The 18,787-nt window shown below is 71.4% G+C and carries 13 protein-coding genes and 1 tRNA gene; 4 read left to right on the forward strand and 10 right to left on the reverse strand.

What is annotated here, in order from left to right:
• The first annotated feature begins 179 nt into the window (after nt 1–179).
• Nucleotides 180–252, forward strand: a tRNA-Arg gene (locus tag AC07AG_RS17925).
• Nucleotides 253–440: 188 nt separating this feature from the next.
• Here AC07AG_RS17925 and AC07AG_RS17930 read toward each other — a convergent pair.
• From AC07AG_RS17930 to AC07AG_RS17940, 3 genes are all read right to left on the reverse strand, one after another.
• Nucleotides 441–881, reverse strand: a complete 441-nt coding sequence (locus AC07AG_RS17930; protein ID WP_478756021.1) for a VOC family protein — start codon at nt 879–881, stop codon at nt 441–443.
• Between the two features lie 384 nt (nt 882–1,265).
• On the reverse strand, nt 1,266–3,185 hold the full coding sequence (locus tag AC07AG_RS17935) for an AMP-dependent synthetase/ligase (protein WP_478756022.1): 1,920 nt from the start codon (nt 3,183–3,185) through the stop codon (nt 1,266–1,268).
• A gap of 261 nt (nt 3,186–3,446) precedes the next feature.
• Complete coding sequence (locus AC07AG_RS17940) at nt 3,447–4,109, reverse strand: TetR/AcrR family transcriptional regulator (protein WP_478756023.1); 663 nt, start codon at nt 4,107–4,109, stop codon at nt 3,447–3,449.
• Nucleotides 4,110–4,178: 69 nt separating this feature from the next.
• Between AC07AG_RS17940 and AC07AG_RS17945 the strand changes: the two genes are divergently transcribed.
• The 3 genes from AC07AG_RS17945 to AC07AG_RS17955 all read left to right on the forward strand — a co-directional run bounded on the left by AC07AG_RS17945 (nt 4,179) and on the right by AC07AG_RS17955 (nt 7,759).
• Nucleotides 4,179–4,649 (forward strand): SCP2 sterol-binding domain-containing protein, encoded by a 471-nt coding sequence (locus AC07AG_RS17945; protein WP_478756024.1) that lies wholly within the window; start codon nt 4,179–4,181, stop codon nt 4,647–4,649.
• Nucleotides 4,650–4,682: 33 nt separating this feature from the next.
• Nucleotides 4,683–5,906 (forward strand): acyl-CoA dehydrogenase family protein, encoded by a 1,224-nt coding sequence (locus AC07AG_RS17950; protein ID WP_478756025.1) that lies wholly within the window; start codon nt 4,683–4,685, stop codon nt 5,904–5,906.
• Nucleotides 5,907–6,034: 128 nt separating this feature from the next.
• The gene (locus AC07AG_RS17955; protein ID WP_478756026.1) at nt 6,035–7,759 is read left to right on the forward strand and encodes an arabinofuranosyltransferase AftB family protein; all 1,725 of its coding nucleotides are present in this window, start codon (nt 6,035–6,037) and stop codon (nt 7,757–7,759) included.
• Here AC07AG_RS17955 and AC07AG_RS17960 read toward each other — a convergent pair.
• The 7 genes from AC07AG_RS17960 to iolB all read right to left on the reverse strand — a co-directional run bounded on the left by AC07AG_RS17960 (nt 7,746) and on the right by iolB (nt 18,785).
• A complete protein-coding gene (locus tag AC07AG_RS17960) occupies nt 7,746–9,458 on the reverse strand; it encodes a vWA domain-containing protein (RefSeq protein WP_478756027.1) in 1,713 nt (570 codons plus the stop codon). The two genes, AC07AG_RS17955 and AC07AG_RS17960, sit on opposite strands and share 14 nt — an antisense overlap.
• A 93-nt stretch (nt 9,459–9,551) precedes the next feature.
• Nucleotides 9,552–10,703 carry a pentapeptide repeat-containing protein gene (locus AC07AG_RS17965; RefSeq protein WP_478756028.1) on the reverse strand — a complete coding sequence of 384 codons (1,152 nt, stop codon included), beginning with the start codon at nt 10,701–10,703 and terminating at the stop codon, nt 9,552–9,554.
• Nucleotides 10,704–10,798: 95 nt separating this feature from the next.
• A complete protein-coding gene (locus AC07AG_RS17970) occupies nt 10,799–11,674 on the reverse strand; it encodes an ABC transporter permease (protein WP_361046795.1) in 876 nt (291 codons plus the stop codon).
• On the reverse strand, nt 11,671–14,325 hold the full coding sequence (locus AC07AG_RS17975; RefSeq protein ID WP_478756029.1) for an alpha/beta fold hydrolase: 2,655 nt from the start codon (nt 14,323–14,325) through the stop codon (nt 11,671–11,673). The genes AC07AG_RS17970 and AC07AG_RS17975 overlap by 4 nt, the downstream gene beginning before the upstream one ends.
• 253 nt (nt 14,326–14,578) lie before the next feature.
• Complete coding sequence (mmsA, locus tag AC07AG_RS17980; protein ID WP_478756030.1) at nt 14,579–16,081, reverse strand: CoA-acylating methylmalonate-semialdehyde dehydrogenase; 1,503 nt, start codon at nt 16,079–16,081, stop codon at nt 14,579–14,581.
• 17 nt (nt 16,082–16,098) lie between these two features.
• Nucleotides 16,099–17,973, reverse strand: coding sequence for a 3D-(3,5/4)-trihydroxycyclohexane-1,2-dione acylhydrolase (decyclizing) (iolD, locus tag AC07AG_RS17985; protein WP_478756031.1), 1,875 nt, complete (start codon nt 17,971–17,973; stop codon nt 16,099–16,101).
• Entirely contained in the window at nt 17,970–18,785 is an 816-nt protein-coding gene (gene iolB / locus AC07AG_RS17990; RefSeq protein ID WP_478756032.1) for a 5-deoxy-glucuronate isomerase, read from the reverse strand. The genes iolD and iolB overlap by 4 nt, the downstream gene beginning before the upstream one ends.
• Nucleotides 18,786–18,787 lie beyond the last annotated feature (2 nt).

The following is an 18,787-nucleotide window of genomic DNA, read 5'->3' on the forward strand; positions in this document are numbered from 1 at the left end:
GACGCCAAAAGCGATGCGGGATTCGCACCTGCCTGCGATTATCAGGACCGCTTCACTGAACCTCCACATAGCGCCTCGGAGGCGAAGCACCAGGGACAAGGACCCGGGAGCCCTATCCTTGTCCCCGGCAAGGTCACGGCTCGTCCCCACCCGGGCTCCAGGCCACCGGCCACCATCCGGCCCCCGTAGCTCAGTGGATAGAGCAGGCGCCTTCTAAGCGCTTGGCCGCAGGTTCGAGTCCTGCCGGGGGCGCTTCATACGATCCCTGTTCGGCACTCCCTCCGGGAGGGCCTTTTTGCTGGTGCGGGCAACGTAGCGGGCGGCCGGTAGCGGGCACATAAGCGCCGGACCGGCCCCAGGTCAGCGTGGGGGCGGTCCGGCGCCGTCCCGGCCGTTGCCGGGGTTTCCGCGGGGCGTCCACGGGGCTTCCGCGCCCAGGGTCAGCCCAGCTGCTGGGCCAGGCCGACGATGATGCCCTCCGGGCCGCGGACGTAGCAGAGCAGATAGCTGTCCTCGAACCGGGCCATCTCGCCGACCAGTTCCGCGCCGTGGGGGCGCAGGCGGGCAGCGGTGTCCTCGATGTCGTCTACGGCGAACATGACGCGGTGCGTGCCCAGGATGTTGTGCGGCTTGTTGCGCGGGCCCTCGCTGGTCGCCGCAGGGCTGCGGTACTTCGACAGCTCCAGCCGGCTGTGGCCGTCCGGGGTCCGGACCATCGCGATGTCGCAGTGGACGCCGTCGAGCCCGGTGCACTGGTCGGCGACGAGGCCCTTGACCTCCGCCCTGCCCTCCAGCTCCATACCGAGTTCCACGAAGAACGCGATGGCGGCGTCCATGTCCTCGACGACGATGCCGACGTTGTCCATCCGCTGAATGGCCATGCTGGCTTCTCCTTCTGCCTCTTCTGCCTCGCGCGGCCGGTGGTGGCCGCTGATACCCCTGGGACGGAGCCGGTGACACGTTCTCGACATCCCCGGGCCGCCGAATTCCGAAAGAATCCGGATCGCGCCTCAGCCGAGATTCATCCGGATGCACCAACCCGCCGACCGTCGTCGGCCAGGGCACCCCGCTGCCGGCCGACTCGCCGGACTCGCCCTTGTACGCGGGGAACTGATCGGGTCCGTCGTCACCACGGCCTCGCCGCCCAGGCGCAAGGTGTCGAGGAACCCGGCGGCGGTCCCGGTCGACGCGGGAGGCGCCGTCGTCAGGACCGCGCCGCCGTCAGGACCGCGCCGTCGACCAGGCGCCCGGCGAGCAGAGCCCCCTCACTCGCCGTAGAGCGCCTCGATCTCGCGCTCGTACGCCGCCGCCACCGCATGCCGCTTGATCTTCAGTGACGAGGTGAGCAGGCCGTTGTCCTCGGTGAACTCGCCCTCGATCAGGGAGAATTTGCGGATGGACTCGGCCCGCGAGACCGCCGAGTTGGCGTAGTCCACGGCCTTCTGGATCTCCGCGATCATCTTCGGGTCGCGGCACAGCTCGGCGAGCGGGGTGTCCTTCGGGCGCTTGCGCACGGTCAGCCAGTGCTCGACGGCCTCCGGGTCCAGGGTGATGAGCGCCCCGACGTACGAACGGTTGTCGCCGACGACGATGCACTGACCGACCGGCGCACGGCTGCGCAGCCGGTCCTCCAGGATCGCCGGGGAGACGTTCTTGCCCCCGGACGTGACGATGATGTCCTTCTTGCGTCCGGTGATGCTGAGATAGCCGTCGGCGTCGAGCGCCCCCAGGTCACCGGTCGCGAACCACTCGTCCCGCAGCACGGCGTCCGTCGCGGCCGGGTTGTTCCAGTACGAGCCGAAGACGATGCCGCCCTTGATGAGCACCTCGCCGTCGTCCGCGATGCGCACGGCCGTGCCCGGCACCGGGAGACCCACCGTGCCGGGGCGGGGCTTCAGCGGCGGCGTGATGGTCGCCGCGGCCGTCGTCTCCGTCAGGCCGTACCCCTCGTAGATGATGATCCCGGCGGCGTAGAAGAAGAGGTTGAGGCGCCGGTCGAGGGGCGAGCCGCCGCTGATCGCGTAGCGCAGTCTGCCGCCGACCTCCTTGCGGATGCGGCGGTAGACGAGCAGTTCGTACAGCGCCCAGCCGAGGTGGAGGCCGATGGACGGGCCGGGGCCTCGGTCGAGGAACTTGTTCAGATACGCCTCTCCGAACCGCACCGCGATGCCCTCGGCCCGGTCGAAGGACGCGCCACGCCCGATCTTCTCCGCGGTCGCGCGCCCCGTGTCGTGGATCTTCTCGAAGAGGTACGGGACGCCGACCACGAACGTCGGCCTGAACGAGCGCAGTTCGGGGCGCAGCTCGTCCGGCTTGATGCTCGGGCAGTGGCCGAGTTCGATCCGGGCGAGCATGCAGGCGATCTGGATGGTGCGGCCCAGGATGTGGGCGAGCGGCAGGAAGAGCAGCGTGGAGGCGACCTGACCCGTGATCTCCTTGAAGATCGGGTGCAGCAGGTCGACCGTGTTCGCGGCCTCGGCGTGCAGATTGCCGTGGGTGAGGACGCAGCCCTTGGGCTTGCCGGTCGTGCCCGACGTGTAGCAGATGGTGGCGATGGATTCCGGGGTGAGGGCGGACCTCCGCTTGGTCACCTCCTCGTCGGACAACTCAGCACCAAGGGAGGCGAGTTCAGACAGTGCGCCGTCGTCCACGCACAGGACGCGCGGCGGTGCGGCGAGCTCCCCGACCGCCGTCCCGGCCGTCGTGACGTTCTCCGCCGTCTCCGCGATCAGCAGCGTCGCGCCGGAGTCCCGCACGATCCACTCGATCTGTTCCGCCGCCGACGTCGCGTACACGGGCACGGTCTGCCCGCCCGCCGCCCAGATCGCGAAGTCCAGTACGGCCCACTCGTACCGCGTACGGGACATCAGCGCGACCCGGCCGCCCGGTTCGAGCCCGGCGGCGATCAACCCCTTTGCCGTGGCCGTGACTTCACGCGCGAAGGCCGCCGCGGTGACCGGACGCCACTGGCCGCCCTGCTTGCGGCGCAGGACCACCGCGTCGGGCGCCTCGGCGGCGTTGGCGAAGGGGATGTCGGCGGTGCTGCCCGCGGTGGCCTTCGCCGCGAGCCGGGGCGTACGTGCCTCGCGCACGGTGCCGTGCTCGTCCCGGACGAGCTCCACGGCGGCGCGGTCCGCCAGCTCGCTGTGGCGTTGCGCCCGTTTCAGATCCTTGCGTACGCCCATGACGGCTCCCGGCTCCCGGCTACCAGCTGACGTGCGGAGATCGTGCAGAGGTGATGCGGTGCGTACTTACTGGGAGGTCAACTTACTCAAGCGTAGGGAAAGTTCAAGGGAAAGTTCAATGGGGCGTGCAGCGAAGAAGTCAGAGGGGCGGACTCACCCTGATTGACAGCGGGGCGGGCTCACCCTGACGACGGCGGGGCGGGCTCACCCTGATGGCAGTGGGGCAGGCTCACCCTGATGACCCCGATGGCAACGGGGCACTCACTCGGGCGACGGCACCCAGACCTCCCCCTCCAGTACGCGCCCCATCCCCACCCACACCATGTTCATCAGCCGCAGCGTGACGCCCTCGGGCGACTGGCCCGGATGGCCGCCCATCCAGTCCGTGAGCGAGTCCGCGGCCCCGACCAGCGCGTGCGCGACGAAGTCGGCGTCCTCGTCGTCGAGTTGGCTGCCGCCCCCGCTCTCCGCGATGCCGTCCCAGACCAGGCCCGCGACCTGTGCCATCACCGCGCGCCGGGCGTCGGCGACGGCGGACGCGATCGCCTCGCTCAGCTCCGACGCCTGGCGGTGCAGGACGATCCAGCTGTCGCGGTGCTCGGCGACGAAGGCGAAGAACGCCGAGAGTCCCGCGTGCAGGCGCAGTTCGGGCGCACCGCCTCCGGACTGCGCGGCGCCCTGGAAGGCGGCGACCAGGCGGTCGGCCTCGCGCCGCAGGCAGGCCAGGAAGAGCCCCTCCTTGGAGTCCAGGTAGAGATAGACCATCGGCTTGGAAATCCCGGCAAGCTCGGCGATCTCGTCCACGGACGCGGCGTGGTAGCCGCGCTTGGCGAAGACCGTCACCGCCACGTCGATGATCTGCTGCTCGCGCTCCTGGCGCGGAACGCGCCGCCGCCGTCCCTCAGTTCTCCCGTTGACCGTCACCCTTGCAGCCTCCCAGACTCGGGGCTACCTTACCCCTTAGTAAGTTTACTGTTGAGTAAGGAGATTGCCATGGCGGACGGTGTCGGCGGTGCGGAAGGTGTGGCCGGTCTGGACTTCGCGAGCGTCACTCCCGAGGAGTTCGCGAAGATCGTGAAGGGCCTGTCCGGCAAGGAGATCACCGAGATCGCCCAGGACGGCGAGCTGCGCGCCCGCGTCCTCGGGGAGGTGTTCGGGCGCATGGGCCGCCAGTTCAAGCCGGAGTCCGCGGGCACGGTCAAGGCCCTGATCCGCTGGAAGATCACGGGCATCGACGAGGCGGTCTACGAGACGGACATCCAGGAGGGCACCTGCGCCGTCCGCGAGGGCCGCTCGGACGCCGAGCCGCGCGTCACGCTCGTCATGGCCGACGCCGAGTTCCTCAAGCTGGTCTCCGGCAACGCGAGCCCCGTGACGCTGTTCATGATGCGCAAGATCAAGATCGTCGGCGACGTGGCGTTCGCCGCCGGTCTCACCCGCTACTTCGACATCCCGAAGGCCTGACCCGGCCCACCGACTGCAGAAAGGGAACACACCGTGGCCTTCTCCCTCGAACTGACCGAGGAACAGCGGGACCTGCGCGGCTGGGTGCACGGCTTCGCCGCCGACGTGGTGCGGCCCGCTGCCGCCGAGTGGGACGAGCGCGAGGAGACTCCCTGGCCCGTCATCCAGGAGGCCGCCAAGATCGGCCTGTACGGATTCGAGTCCCTGGCCGACCTCTTCGGCGACCCGACAGGACTCTCGCTCCAGATCGCCAACGAAGAGCTGTTCTGGGGCGACGCGGGCATCGGGATGGCCCTGTTCGGCACGTCGCTCGCGGTGGCCGGGATCTTCTCCGCGGGCACGCCCGACCAGCTCGCCGAGTGGGTGCCGCAGTGCTTCGGCGACGAGGACGAGCCCAAGGTCGCGGCGTTCTGCGTCTCCGAGCCCGAGGCGGGCTCGGACGTGTCGGCGATGCGGACCCGCGCGACGTACGACGAGGCGCGCGACGAGTGGACCCTGTCCGGCCAGAAGGCGTGGATCACGAACGGCGGCATCGCCGATATCCATGTGGTGGTCGCGTCCGTCGACCCGGCCCTCGGCTCGCGCGGGCAGGCTGCGTTCATCGTGCCGCCCGGCACGCGGGGCCTCGAAGGCGCCCGGAAGATAAAGAAGTTGGGGCTGCGGGCCTCGCACACCGCGGATGTGTTCCTGGACGACGTACGCGTGCCGGGGCACTGCCTGCTCGGCGGCAAGGAGCGGCTCGACGCCCGGCTCGCGCGGGCCCGCGAGGGGACGAAGGCCGGTTCCGGAGGCCGCGGGCAGGCGGCGATGGCGACCTTCGAGGTGAGCCGGCCGACCGTGGGGGCGCAGGCCCTCGGCATCGCGCGGGCCGCGTACGAGTACGCGCTCGACTACGCGGGCTCCCGGGTCGCCTTCGGCCGCCCCATCATCGAGAACCAGTCCATCGCCTTCGCGCTGGCCGATCTGCGCACCGAGATCGAGGCGGTGCGGCTGCTGATCTGGCAAGCGTCGTGGATGGCGCGGAACGACAAGGCGTTCGACGCGGGGCAGGGCTCGATGTCGAAGCTGCGGGCCGGAGAGCTGGCTGTTTCGGCGACCGAGAAGGCGGTGCAGGTGCTGGGCGGTGCGGGGTACAGCAGGGAGCATCCGGTGGAGCGGATGTACCGGGACGCGAAGATCTACACGATCTTCGAGGGGACGAGTGAGATCCAGCGGCTGGTGATCGCCAGGGCCATCTCGGGGCGGCAGATTCGCTGAGGGGGAGGGTGGAGCCGTCCGGCGATCGAGGACGGACTCGGCGAAGCCGGTGATGGGCGCCGGCCAGGGCCCCGGTCCAGAACTCCACCGCTCTCAAGCCACGCCTGACCCGCGCCGATGAAAAGATCATGACGTCGACGCACCTCTCCCTCCGCGAGCCCGACGACGCCGTCCTCGGGCTGCTCAACAGCCGACGCGGCGCCGGACGAAGCCTTCGGCGCGGCGTCCTCTGTCTGCTCCCGGCCGTCGCCATCGCCGTCGCCGGGTTCCACCGCCGCTGGATGTCCGACGACGGGCACATCTACGTCCGCACGGTCCGGCAGATCCTGGCCGGCAACGGCCCCGTCTTCAACGCGGGCGAGCGCGCCGAGTCGTCCACCGGCACCCTCTGGCAGTGGCTGCTCGTGCTCGCGGGGCTGCCGGGCATCGACATCGCGAGGGCGGCGATGTACGGCGGGCTGCTGCTCACCGCCGCCGGGTTCGCCCTCGCCTCGCTCGGGGCGCTGCGGCTGTACGCGGACAAGGCCGTCCTGCCCCTCGGCTGTCTCGTGCTGCTCGCGCTGCCGCCCGTCTGGGACTTCGCCACCTCCGGCCTGGAGACCGGCCTCGCCACGTGCTGGATCGCGGGGGCCTGGCTGCTGCTCGTGACGCGGGCGCCCTCGCTCTCCACGTGTGTGGTCATCGGGCTCGGCCCTCTCGTCCGGCCCGACCTGGCGCTGGTGTCCGCCGTCTTCCTCGGCGCCCAGTGGCTGATGGTGAGGCCCTCGCGGCGGGCCGCTCTCGGCGGGCTCGGGGCCGCCGTCGCGCTGCCGGTCGCGTACGAGATCTTCCGGGTCGGGTACTACGGACAGCTGATGCCGCTGCCCGGTGTGACCAAGGAGGCCTCGCAGAGCCTGTGGGAGCGCGGCCTCGACTACCTCACGGACTTCGCCGGGCCCTATTTCCTCTGGGTGCCCGCGCTGTTCCTGCTCACGGCCCTGCTGCCGTCGGCGGCGGGGCGGCGGGCCGCCGCTCCCCTGGTCCCGGCGCTCGCGCCCTTCGTCGCGGGGCTCCTGTGCTGGGTCTACGTCATCAAGGTGGGCGGCGACTTCATGCACGGCCGGATGTTCCTGCCGGGTCTCCTCCTCATGCTCCTGCCGGTCTTCCTGGTGCCGCTCACGCGCGCGTGGGCCATCGCGGCGGTCGGCGTCGGAGTCTGGGCCCTGGCCTGCGCGAGCTGGCTGCGGATCCCCTACGAGGGGCGGATCGGGCCCGGCGGCGTCGCGGACGAGCGCGGGGTGTACGTCCAGCAGAACGCGGCCCCCCACCCCCTCCACCACGACTTCGCGGGCTACCCGAGCAACGTCGCCTACGCACGTCTCGTACGCGAAGCCGACCGTGCGGACGAACCGAGCCTGTTCCTCGCCAGGACCCCGGCCGGCGCCAACTCCCCCACCGTCACCGGCGTCTACAGCACCCTCGGCTTCAGCGGCACGGTGGTCCCCCTGGACGGAGCCGCCCTTGACCCGATCGGCCTCGCCTACCCGCTGGCCGCCCACTCCGAGCGCATCGCCGACGGCCGTGTGGGCCACGACAAGCGGCTCCCGGACACCTGGATCTTCGCCGACCGGGGCCACGGCCCTCTCCCCGACGGCCTCGACCCGGCGGGCGTCGCCGCCGCGCGCCGGGCGCTCGACTGCGGGCCGCTGGCCGAGCTGCGGGCGGCGACGCGGGATCCGATGACGCCGGGCAGGTTCCTGCGCAATGTCACCGGGGCGTGGGAGCGGACGTCGTTCCGCTTCCCGAACGATCCGGTGCGGGCCGAGCGGGAGCTGTGCGGCGACCGGCAGCCGAAGGCGCTCAGCCCGTCCTGATCTCGCCCTCGTCCTCTCCCCCGCCTCCGCCGTCCCCGTACCCGCCGGTCAGGCGGTCCGCCTGCCGGACGGCGGTCGCGAGGTCGCGCAGGGACTTGTCCTCCTCGTCCGACGACAACTCCTCGGCGCTCCTTGCCAGATCGGCCAGCGAGGGGGCGCCGGGGAGGGGCTGCCAGGCGGTGGACCCTGTCGACCCGTTGGACCCGTCGGAGGTGGACATCGGCGCGGGGGCGTTGCTCGTCGTGCCGGTGCCGGTGCCGGGCCGCACCGCCGGGTCGCCGGGCTCGCTCCGCGCGTAGGTCCCCTGCCGCAGCGCGTCCGCGAAGTACGCGGCGACCGCCGCGGTCCGCAGCCCGCGGCCCGCATCCCACAGGCCGCTGTCCAGGTCACTCGACTCGATCTCGTTCGACTCCTCGTGCGGGACGCGGCTCTCGGGGTCGAGCCAGCGGACGCCGGCCGTGGCCACGTGCCCGCTCGTGGCGGGCCTCATCCGTACGGCATACAGCGCGGTCACGGTGTGTCCCGGCCCGACCTCGCCGCCGTCCACGCTGTCGTCGCGGAAGTCGTCGTCGGCGACCTCGCGGTTCTCGTACCCGATGAGCCTGAACTGCTTGACGGTCCGCGGGTCGAAGGCGACCTGCGCCTTGGCGTCGCGGGCGCGCAGCTCGATGTTGGCCGGGAGCTGCTCGCAGAAGACCTTCCTGGCCTCCTCGACGTCCGACACATAGGTGGTGTGGCCGTCGCCCTTGTCGGCGAGGCGCTCCATCAGCGCGTCCCCGTAGTCGCTGCCGACGCCCACCCCGAAGAGGGTGATGCCGTGTTCGCGGCGGGCGTCGGAGATGCGCTCCAGGATGCCGTCGGCGCTGGTCTCGCCGGTGTTGGCGAGGGCATCGGAGAGGAGCACGACGCGGTTGGTCGAGCCGTCGCGCCGGCCGCTCACCGCCGTGTCGTACCCCGTGCGGATGCCCGCTTCCAGGTTGGTGGACTGGGTGGGCTCCATGGCGTCGATGGCCGAGTGCACCTTGCCGCGGTGGTCACCGAGGCGGGTCATGGGCAGCACCTTCTCCGCGCTGTCGCTGAAGGTGACGAGCGCGATGGAGTCGTCGTCGCGCAGCTTGTCGGTCATGATCCCGAGCGACTCCTTGACCAGGTCGAGGCGGCCGGGCTCCGCCATCGAACCGGAGACGTCGATCACGAAGGTGAGGGCGGCGGGCGGGCGTTCGCCGCCGGAGCCGTCCGCGCGGGTCGCGAGCCCCACCCGCATCAGGGACCAGCCGCGTTCGTCGGTGCGGGCGCCGTCCACGTTCACCGAGAAGCCGTCGCCCTCGGGCCGCGGGTAGTCCTGGCGGAAGCTGTTGACGAACTCTTCGGGCCGTACGGTCGCCGGGTCCGGCAGCCTGCCCTCCGCGAGGGTGCGGCGGGCGAAGCCGTACGAGGCGGTGTCCACGTCCAGGGCGAAGGTGGAGAGGTAGTCCGCGGGCGGCGCGAAGTCGCGCTCCTTGCCGTCCTGTTGGCTGTCGTCCCGCTGCCCGTCGGGGGCGGGCGGCGCGGGCATCGGGGCGGTGCCACGCCGTTCCTTGCCGCTGCCGTCGACGGCCCGGTCCGTGTTCCCACCGCCACCGGAGCTGCACCCGGTGAGCAGCACCCCGCCCGCCATGACCACGGCCAGCAACCCCTGCCGTATCTTCCGGGTCCCCATGTGTGCCCCCTCGGCTCGTCGGCTTTCCTGACTGTGACGCGCGAGGTGGCCCGAGCGATCGCTCGGGGACGTTGCGGAAGAGTCTCGATGCGGCTACGGCGAAACGCCGCGCGCACTCCCGCTGGGAGGGTCCTGCGGGAAGAGACTCAGGGGTTGCAGCGGCGGCGCGTCGTGCGCGGGCAGCACTCCCGCGGCTGCCGGGTCGAATCCGCGGGGCCAGACCGTCGTGTCGTCGGCCACAGCTCCGGTGAGCGTGGCCTCGGCCAGGTTGGTGTCCGTCAGAACGGCACCGCGCAGATCGGCCAGCTCGAATCGCGCGCCCTCGACGACCGCCGCCGTCAGGTCGGCGTTGCTGAGGTCCGTCGCGCGCAGGTCGGCGCCGTCGAGCCGGGCGTAGCACAGCAGTACGGACCGCAGGGAGGCCTGCCGCATGTCGGCGTCCATGAGTACGGCTCTGACCAGCCACGTCCCGGACAGGTCGACCCGCTTCAGATTGGCACCCCGCAGGTGCACATTCGTCAGATCGGCATAGTGCAGGTCCGCGTCCTCGAGATTCGCGAAATCGAGCATCGTGCGCCGTAGGTCCACTCGCTGAAGACGCAGTTCAAGACCCTTGGGTCGCGGCGCGCGTCCGAGCACGGTGACCGCCGCGTGCACGTCCGGGGAGCGTATGACCAGCAAGGTCTCTCCCGCGTGTGCCAGGGCGACTTCTTGGCTGTGCGCGATGGCGCGGGGGGACGGACGGGCGTCGAGCGTCAGGGCGAGCGCGTTGCGCTGCGCGAAGAGGCAGAGCACCTCGACGACGGCGCCGCGGTCGTCCCGGGAGTCGACGGCGATTCGCTCCAGCGCGAAGATCGCGCCGATGCGCACGCCCACGCTCGAATGACCCAACTGCTCGACCGCGGCGGCGAATCGGCCGGTCAGCTGCCCATGGCGACTCACCTGCAGCTGCCGCCAGGTGAAGAACGCGCCCACCAGCAGGGCCAGCCCGGCCAGCCCCTGAAGCAGCGTGGCCCGTATGTCGTTGATCGCCTTCGCCCGGTCCGGGACACGAGCTCCGGAAGTGTCCCAGTCCAGCAGATGGCGCGGCGCCACGACGACGATCAGCACGACGAGGGTCACGCTCACGACGGCCACGCCGACGCCCAGCAGCCACGATCGGTCCGAGTCGTGCTCGGCGGGGCGCGGCACCTCCCGCACCCGGTGTCCGGGCAGGACCTGGGGCCTTCTCCTCGTACCCGCCATCCCCAAGAGGTTGCGTCCCCGCGATGCGCCTCAAACCCCGCAGCCGCGCAACGGACGCCGCGACAGGGGCCTCGGCCGATGCCGCGCCAAGAACCTCAGCTGACGACGTCCTTGCGCGCGAACCCCCGGAACGCCAACGCGAACAGCACAAGCGCGTACGTCACCGAGACCGCCGAGCCCTGGATCATTCCGCCCCACTCCATCCTCGGCTGGATCGCGTCCGCCCACGCGAACTGCCAGTGCGCGGGCAGGAAGTCGCGCCAGCTGCCCAGTGCCGTCACCGCGTCCAGGACGTTGCCGACGATGGTCAGGCCCACCGCGCCGCCCACCGCTCCCAGCGGCGCGTCCGTCTTGGTCGAGAGCCAGAACGCGAGCGCCGCCGTGACCAGTTGGGAGACGAAGATGTACGCCACGACGATCACCAGGCGCTGCGCCGCCGTCCCCGCGGGCAGGGCGCCGCCGGTCGGGATCTGCAGGGGGCCCCAGCCGTACGCCACTGTTCCGACCGCCAGGGCGATCAGCGGGAGCAGCACCATGGCCGCCGCGCTGAGGCCGAGCGCCACGGCCAGCTTCGACCACAGGAGGCGGGCCCGTGGGACGGGAGCCGCCAGGAGGTAGCGCAGGGACGACCAGCTGGCCTCCGATGCGACCGTGTCGCCGCAGAACAGCGCGACGGGGATGACCAGGAGGAAGCCCGCCGAAACGAACAGGCACGTCGCCGCGAAGTTGCCGCCGGACGCCGTGGCCGTGTCCATCAGGGTCACCCGGCCGCTGCGGGACTCCGGAGACCCGGCGATGGTGAACGCGAGGACCAGGACGAAGGGCAGCAGGCCCATCACCCCGGCCATCACCAGGGTCCGGCGCCGCTTCAGCTGGCGGACGGCCTCGACGCGCAGCGGCAGCGTACGGCCGGGGCGGTATCCGGGAGCCGTGGCGCGTTCCGTGCCCGGCTCGGTGGCTGTGGCGCTCATGCGGTGCCTCCGTCGATCAGGGTCAGGAACGCGTCCTCGAGGCGGCGGTGCGGGCCCATGGACTCCACGGGCAGCTCCAGGCGCACCAGTTCGGGAAGCAGCCGTGCCGCGCTCGCGCCGTCCGTGCCGTCGAGGCGCACCAGGAGGCCGCCGTCCGCACGGACCGCCGACGCGACGCCGGGCAGCGCGGCCACCTTGTCGACCATGGGGTCGGCGATGTCGTCCGCGAGACCCACCAGGAGCGTGTCGCCGGAGCCGACGATCTCGGAGACCGGGCCCGCCTGGATCAGCCGGCCGCGGTCCATGACCACCAGGTGCGTGCAGGACTGCTCGACCTCGGCGAGGAGGTGGCTGGAGACGATGACCGTGCGGCCGCCCGCCGCGTACCGGATCATCACCTCGCGCATCTCGCGGATCTGTGGCGGGTCGAGGCCGTTCGTCGGTTCGTCGAGGATCAGCAGGTCCGGCATGCCGAGCATCGCCTGGGCGATGGCGAGCCGCTGCCGCATGCCCTGCGAGTACGTCCGCACCGCGCGGGCCAGCGCGTCGCCGAGCCCGGCGATCTCCAACGCCTCGTCCATGCGGGCGTCTTCGGCGGGACGGCCGGTGGCCTTCCAGTACAGCTCCAGGTTCTCGCGGCCGGAGAGGTGCGGCAGAAAGCCCGCGCCCTCCACGAACGCGCCGACCCGGGAGAGGACCGGAGCGCCGGGCCTGATCGCCTGCCCGAAGACGCGGATCTCGCCCGCATCGGGCCGGATGAGGCCCATGAGCATGCGCAGGGTCGTCGTCTTGCCCGCGCCGTTCGGGCCCAGGAGGCCGAGCACCTGCCCCTTCTCGACGCTGAAGGAGACGTCACGCACCGCGTAACGGTCCACCGACTTCGCGTACCGCTTGCTCAAGTCCGTGATCTTCAGCGGTACTTCCGCGAGCTCCGGGTCCGGCGCGGGCGCCGCCGTCCGCCGCCGCGCGGTGAGCAGGAGGAGCACCGCGATGACCGCTCCGGACGCCGGGAGCCACCACACCCAGGCGGGCAGCGGCGTCGCGGCCGTCTTCACGCCGGGCGCCGTGGGGACCGACAGGTCGCCCTTCGCGGACACCGTGTACGTGGCGGGCTGCGTCGGAGAGGCGTAGCCCAGGTCCGTCGAGGCGAGGACCAGGCGAAGGCGGTGGCCCTTCTGCACGTCGTGGTCGACGGCGGGCAGGGTGAGGGTGACGTCCTTGCCCGCCTTCGCGCCCTCCACCCGGATCGGCGAGACGAGCTGCGAGGGCAGCACCTTCTGACCGCCGCCGGGCCCCACGTCGTACACCTTCCCGAAGAGCACGGCGTCCTCGCTGGTGGACTTGACGTGCACCCGCACCTTCGGTGATCCGGTGATCCGCAGGTCGTCCTTGAGCGGCGCCGACTGGAACGCGGCGTGCTGGCCGGGGAAGTCGAGGGAGACGCCGACGCCCAGCGAGGAGAGCTGGCCCAGTCCGCCGCCGCCCGCGCCCGGGAGCGCGGAGATGGCGGGCGGTGCGGCGCCCGCGGGGTTCTCGACGCGCTGCGGGTCGCGCCCGCTGAGCGCGATGTCCCGCTGCCCGCTCTCCAGGCCGGGGTACTGAGCGCCGCTCGCGCCGCGCAGCTGCGCCGCGCCGTCGGTGGAGTCGATGCCTCCGGTGCGCGTGACGCGGAAGGCGGGGCCGGTGTCCGCGCTCTTGTCGTCCTTGAGATAGCGGTCGAACCACGCTCCGACGCGGGCGTTGACCCGCCCGGTCTCGCGGTCGCCGCCGTCGTGGCCGCCCGAGATCCAGTCGACGGAGACGGGGGCGTGGTTCCCCCGGATCGCCTTGGCCGTGGCGTCGGCATGGCCGAGCGGGAAGAGGGAGTCGGTCTGGCCCTGCATGAGCAGGGTGGGCACCTTGATGCGGTCGCCGACGGCCTCGGGGCTGCGCTCGGCGAGGAGCTTGCGGGCCTCGGCGTCCGGCTTCCCGTTCACCGCGACGCGGTTGTACATCTCACAGAGCCGCTTCTCGAAGCGCTCGCAGCCGCCGCCGGTGTTGATGAACAGGCCGGCCCAGAGCTTCTTGAACACGCCGTTCGGGAAGAGGGCGTCGCTGAGGTTCCAGTACGTGATCTGGGTGGCGACGGAGTCCACGCGCTGGTCGTACCCGGCAGTGAGGAGGGAGACCGCCCCTCCGTACGAGGCGCCGGTCATGCCGACGCGGGGGTCGCCCTTCTTGTCCAGCTGCACCTCGGGCCGCTTCGCCAGCCAGTCGATCAGGTGCGTGGCGTCGTTGACCTCGCCCTTCGGGTCGTTGAGCCCGATCTTGCCGGTGGACTTGCCGAAGCCGCGGGCAGTCCACGTCAGGACCGCGTACCCCTTCTCGGCCAGGCCCTCGGCCTGGGCGGTCAGGTCGTCCTTGCTGCCGCCGAAGCCGTGGCCGATGAGGACGGCGGGGCGCTTCGCCGTCGGGTCGCCCGCGGTGAAGTACGAAGTGTCGATCTTCGCGCCGCCCACGCCCGGCATCCGCATCATGCGGTCCTCGCGGTGCACGGCGGGCCCGTCGTCCGAGGCCACCGCCGTCCAGGTGCCCGCACCCGCGAGCAGCGCGACGGCGGCCACCGCGGCGAGCAGTCTGCGCCCTGGCAGCTTGGGCAGTCGTAGATCCATGCGTCAACCGTACGGGCGAGGTCCGACAACCGAGGCAGCCGGTGGGTTGAACCCGCTTACATCCCTGGGGAGTAGGCGAAGGGGCCTGCGTACGACGGCTGCGGTACGGCCGGGAATTCTCCCCGACCCCGCCCCTTCCCGAAAACCCGCTCCGGCGCGGGGGCCTGCCTGGGGCGCTGCCCCAGGCAGGCCGGACAGATGTCTTCAAACGCGGGCGGGCTGGATTTCCGGCCCGCCCGGCGTGCAGCCGCTCTCAGTGATTGCGCGGGAACCCGAGGTCCACGCCCTCGGGGGCGTCCGACGGGTCGGGCCAGCGGGTGGTGACCACCTTGCCCCGGGTGTAGAAGTGCGTCCCGTCATTTCCGTAGATGTGGTGATCGCCGAAGAGCGAGTCCTTCCAGCCACCGAAGGAGTGGTAGCCGACCGGCACCGGGATCGGGACGTTCACGCCCACCATCCCGGCCTCGATCTCCAGCTGGAAGCGCCGCGCGGCGCCGCCGTCACGCGTGAAGATCGCGGTGCCGTTGCCGAAGGGCGACGCGTTCATCAGCGCCACGCCCTCCTCGTACGTGTCGACCCGCAGCACGCACAGCACGGGGCCGAAGATCTCGTCCTTGTACGCGTTCGCCGTCACCGGTACGCGGTCCAGGAGCGAGAGGCCGATCCAGTGGCCGTCCTCGAAGCCGTCGACCGTGTGTCCTGTGCCGTCCAGGACGACCTCGCAGCCCTCGGCCGCCGCGCCGGTGACGTACGAGGCGACCTTGTCGCGGTGCGCCGCGGTGATCAGCGGGCCCATCTCCGACGTCGGGTCGTTGCCGGGGCCGATCTTGATCTTCTCGGCCCGCTCCTTGATCTTCGCGACGAGCTCGTCGCCGATCACACCGACCGCGACCACGGCCGAGATCGCCATGCAGCGCTCGCCCGCCGAGCCGTACGCCGCCGACACGGCCGCGTCCGCCGCCGCGTCGAGGTCCGCGTCCGGCAGGACCAGCATGTGGTTCTTGGCGCCGCCCAGCGCCTGGACGCGCTTGCCGTTGGCGGTCGCGGTGGTGTGGATGTGGCGGGCGATCGGCGTGGAGCCGACGAAGGAGACGGCCGCTACGTCCGGGTGCTCCAGGAGGCGGTCGACGGCCACCTTGTCGCCGTGCAGGACGTTGAAGACGCCGTCGGGGAGCCCGGCCTCGGAGAGCAGCTCCGCGATCTTCATCGCGGCCGAGGGGTCCTTCTCCGACGGCTTCAGGACGAACGTGTTGCCGCACGCGATGGCCAGCGGGAACATCCACATCGGCACCATGGCCGGGAAGTTGAACGGCGTGATGCCCGCGACGACGCCGAGCGGCTGGCGGATGGACGAGACGTCCACGCGCGAAGCCACCTCGGTCGACAGCTCGCCCTTCAGCTGGACCGTGATCCCGCAGGCGAGGTCCACGATCTCCAGGCCGCGGGCGACCTCGCCGAGCGCGTCCGAGTGCACCTTGCCGTGCTCGGCGGTGATCAGCTCGGCGATGGCGTCACGGTTGGCGTCGAGCAGCGCGCGGAAGGCGAAGAGGACCGAGGTGCGCTTGGCCAGGGACGACTTGCCCCACGTGGCGTACGCCTCACGCGCGGAGGCGACGGCGGCGTCGACCTCGTCCACGGAAGCGAAGGCGACCTGCGTGGTGACGGCGCCGGTCGCCGGGTCGGTCACCGGACCGTACGTACCCGACGCTCCTTCGACGGTCTTCCCACCGATCCAGTGATTGACGGTCTTCGTCATGACAAGCATCCCTACTCTCACAGGTGGCGGCGTCGGGCTGAGACGTGCCGGTCGTACTCTTTCCTGGCCTTGATCGCCGACGGTCGGTCCGCGGTCTCGGCCACGGGCACATCCCACCACGCCTGCGCCGGGGGCGGGGGCGACACTGTGTCTGCCGTTTCCGTCTCCACGTAGACACATGTGGGGCGGTCGGCCGCGCGCGCCTCGGCGAGGGCATCGCGCAGGTCAACGACTGTTTTGGCGCGGATCACGTGCATCCCGAGGGAGGCCGCGTTGGCGGCGAGATCGACGGGCAGCGGGGCGCCGGTGTACGTCCCGTCCGGCTCCCGGAAGCGGTAGGCGGTGCCGAACCGCTCGCCGCCCACGGACTCGGAGAGCCCGCCGATGGACGCGTACCCGTGGTTCTGCAGGATCACGACCTTGACCGGGATGTTCTCCTGGACGGCCGTGACGATCTCGGTGGGCATCATCAGATACGTCCCGTCGCCCACCAGCGCCCAGACGGGACGGTCCGGTGCCGCCATCGCCACGCCGATCGACGCGGGGATCTCGTATCCCATGCAGGAGTAGCCGTACTCGACGTGGTACTGCCGGGGCGAGCGGGCCCTCCACAGCTTGTGGAGATCGCCGGGGAGCGATCCGGCCGCGTTGATGACCACGTCCTCGTCCGTGACCAACTGATCGAGCAGGCCGAGGACTTGGAGCTGTGTGGGGCGTACGTCGGGCTCGTCGGCCGCGTACGCAGCGTCGACGCGCTGCTCCCAGCGCACCTTGTCCTCGGTGTACTCGGCGACGTACGCGGGCGGCACGCGCCACCCGTCCAGGGCGCCGGTCAGGGCTTCGAGGCCCGCCCGCGCGTCCGCGACCAGGGGCGCGCCCGCCATCTTGTGGCCGTCGAACGCGGTGATGTTGAGGTTCAGGAAGCGGACGTCCGGCGTCGCGAAGAGCGTGCCGGACGCGGTGGTGAAGTCGCTGTAGCGGGTGCCGACGCCGATCACCAGGTCGGCGGTGCAGGCCAGTTCGTCGGCGGTGGCCGTGCCGGTGTGCCCGATGCCGCCGACGTCCGCCGGGTGGTCGAACCGCAGGGACCCCTTGCCCGCCTGGGTGGAGGCGACGGGGATCCCGGTCGCGTCCGCGAACTCCCGCAGCGCGTCCTCGGCCGCGCTGTGGTGGACCCCGCCGCCCGCGACGATCAGCGGGCGCCTCGCCTCGCGCACGGCCCGCGCGGCGGCGGCCAGTTCATCCGGGTCGGGCGCCTGGCGGCGTACGCCCCACACCCTCTGCGCGAAGAACTCCTCCGGCCAGTCGAAGGCCTCCGCCTGCACGTCCTGCGGGAGCGCGAGCGTGACGGCGCCGGTGTCCGCCGGGTCGGTGAGCACGCGCATCGCGGCGAGCGCGGCGGGGATCAGGGCCTCGGGCCGGGTGATCCGGTCGAAGTACTTCGACACCGGGCGCAGACAGTCGTTGACCGACACGTCGCCCGCGTACGGGACTTCGAGCTGCTGGAGCACCGGGTCGGCGGGGCGGGTCGCGAAGGTGTCGCCCGGCAGCAGGAGCACCGGGAGGTGGTTGATCGTCGCGAGCGCGGCGCCGGTGACGAGGTTGGTCGCGCCGGGACCGATGGAGGTGGTGACGGCGTGTGTGGACAGGCGGCCCGACTGGCGGGCGTACCCGACGGCGGCGTGCACCATGGCCTGTTCGTTGCGGCCCTGGTGGAAGGGCATGGCATCGCCGTACTCGACGAGCGCCTGGCCGATGCCCGCCACGTTCCCGTGCCCGAAGATGCCCCAGGTGGCGCCGATGAGCCGCTGCCGCTCGCCGTCGCGCTCGGTGAACTGCCGGGACAGGAAGCGGACGAGGGCCTGCGCGGTGGTCAGCCTGATCGAGGTCATCGGTATCCCTCCGTGTGATCGGGATGGAAGCAGATCTTCCACTCCCGCTCGTCGCCGGGTCCTGCCATCACGTTCAGGTAGTACATGCTGTGCCCCGGCTGGGCGATCGACGGGCCGTGCCAGCCGTCGGGCACGAGCACGGCGTCGCCCGTCCGGACCTCGGCGAGGACGTCGGTGCCGCCGGGGCGTGACGGGAAGACCCGCTGGTAGCCGAAGCCCTCCTGCCCTCCGTCGCCGGTCTCGATCTCGAAGTAGTAGATCTCTTCGAGATCGGCCTCGACGCCCGGACGGTGCTCGTCGTGCTTGTGCGGCGGGTACGAGGACCAGTTGCCGCCGGGCGTGATCACCTCGACCGCGATGAGGCGGTCGCAGTCGAAGGCGTCGGCGGACGCGAAGTTGCGGACCTCGCGGGCGCAGGTGCCGCTGCCGCGGTGCTCGACGGAAACCTCCGGCGCGGAGCCGTAGCGGGCGGGGAGTCGACGCTCGCACTTCGCTCCTGCCAGGGCGAAGCGGCCTCCCGCGCCGGAGGCGATCTGGATGTGGGCGTCACGGGGCACGTAGGCGAAGTCGCTCACTCCGCTGAACACGCTGTCCCGGCCCAGCAGTTCGATGATCTCGTCTTCCGCGTGCACCGTACAGCCGCCGGTCAGCGGGAGCACGATCCATTCACTCTCCCCGGTGGCGAAGGAGTGTGTGGCGCCCGGTTCGATGTCGACCACGCGCAGCGCGGAATAGACCAGACCGGACCGCTTGGGGTCGAGTTCGAGGGCGTAGGGCCCTTCGGCCGCGCTGCCCTTCGGTACGTACGTCATGG

This window comes from Streptomyces sp. NPDC044044, assembly GCF_056434405.1.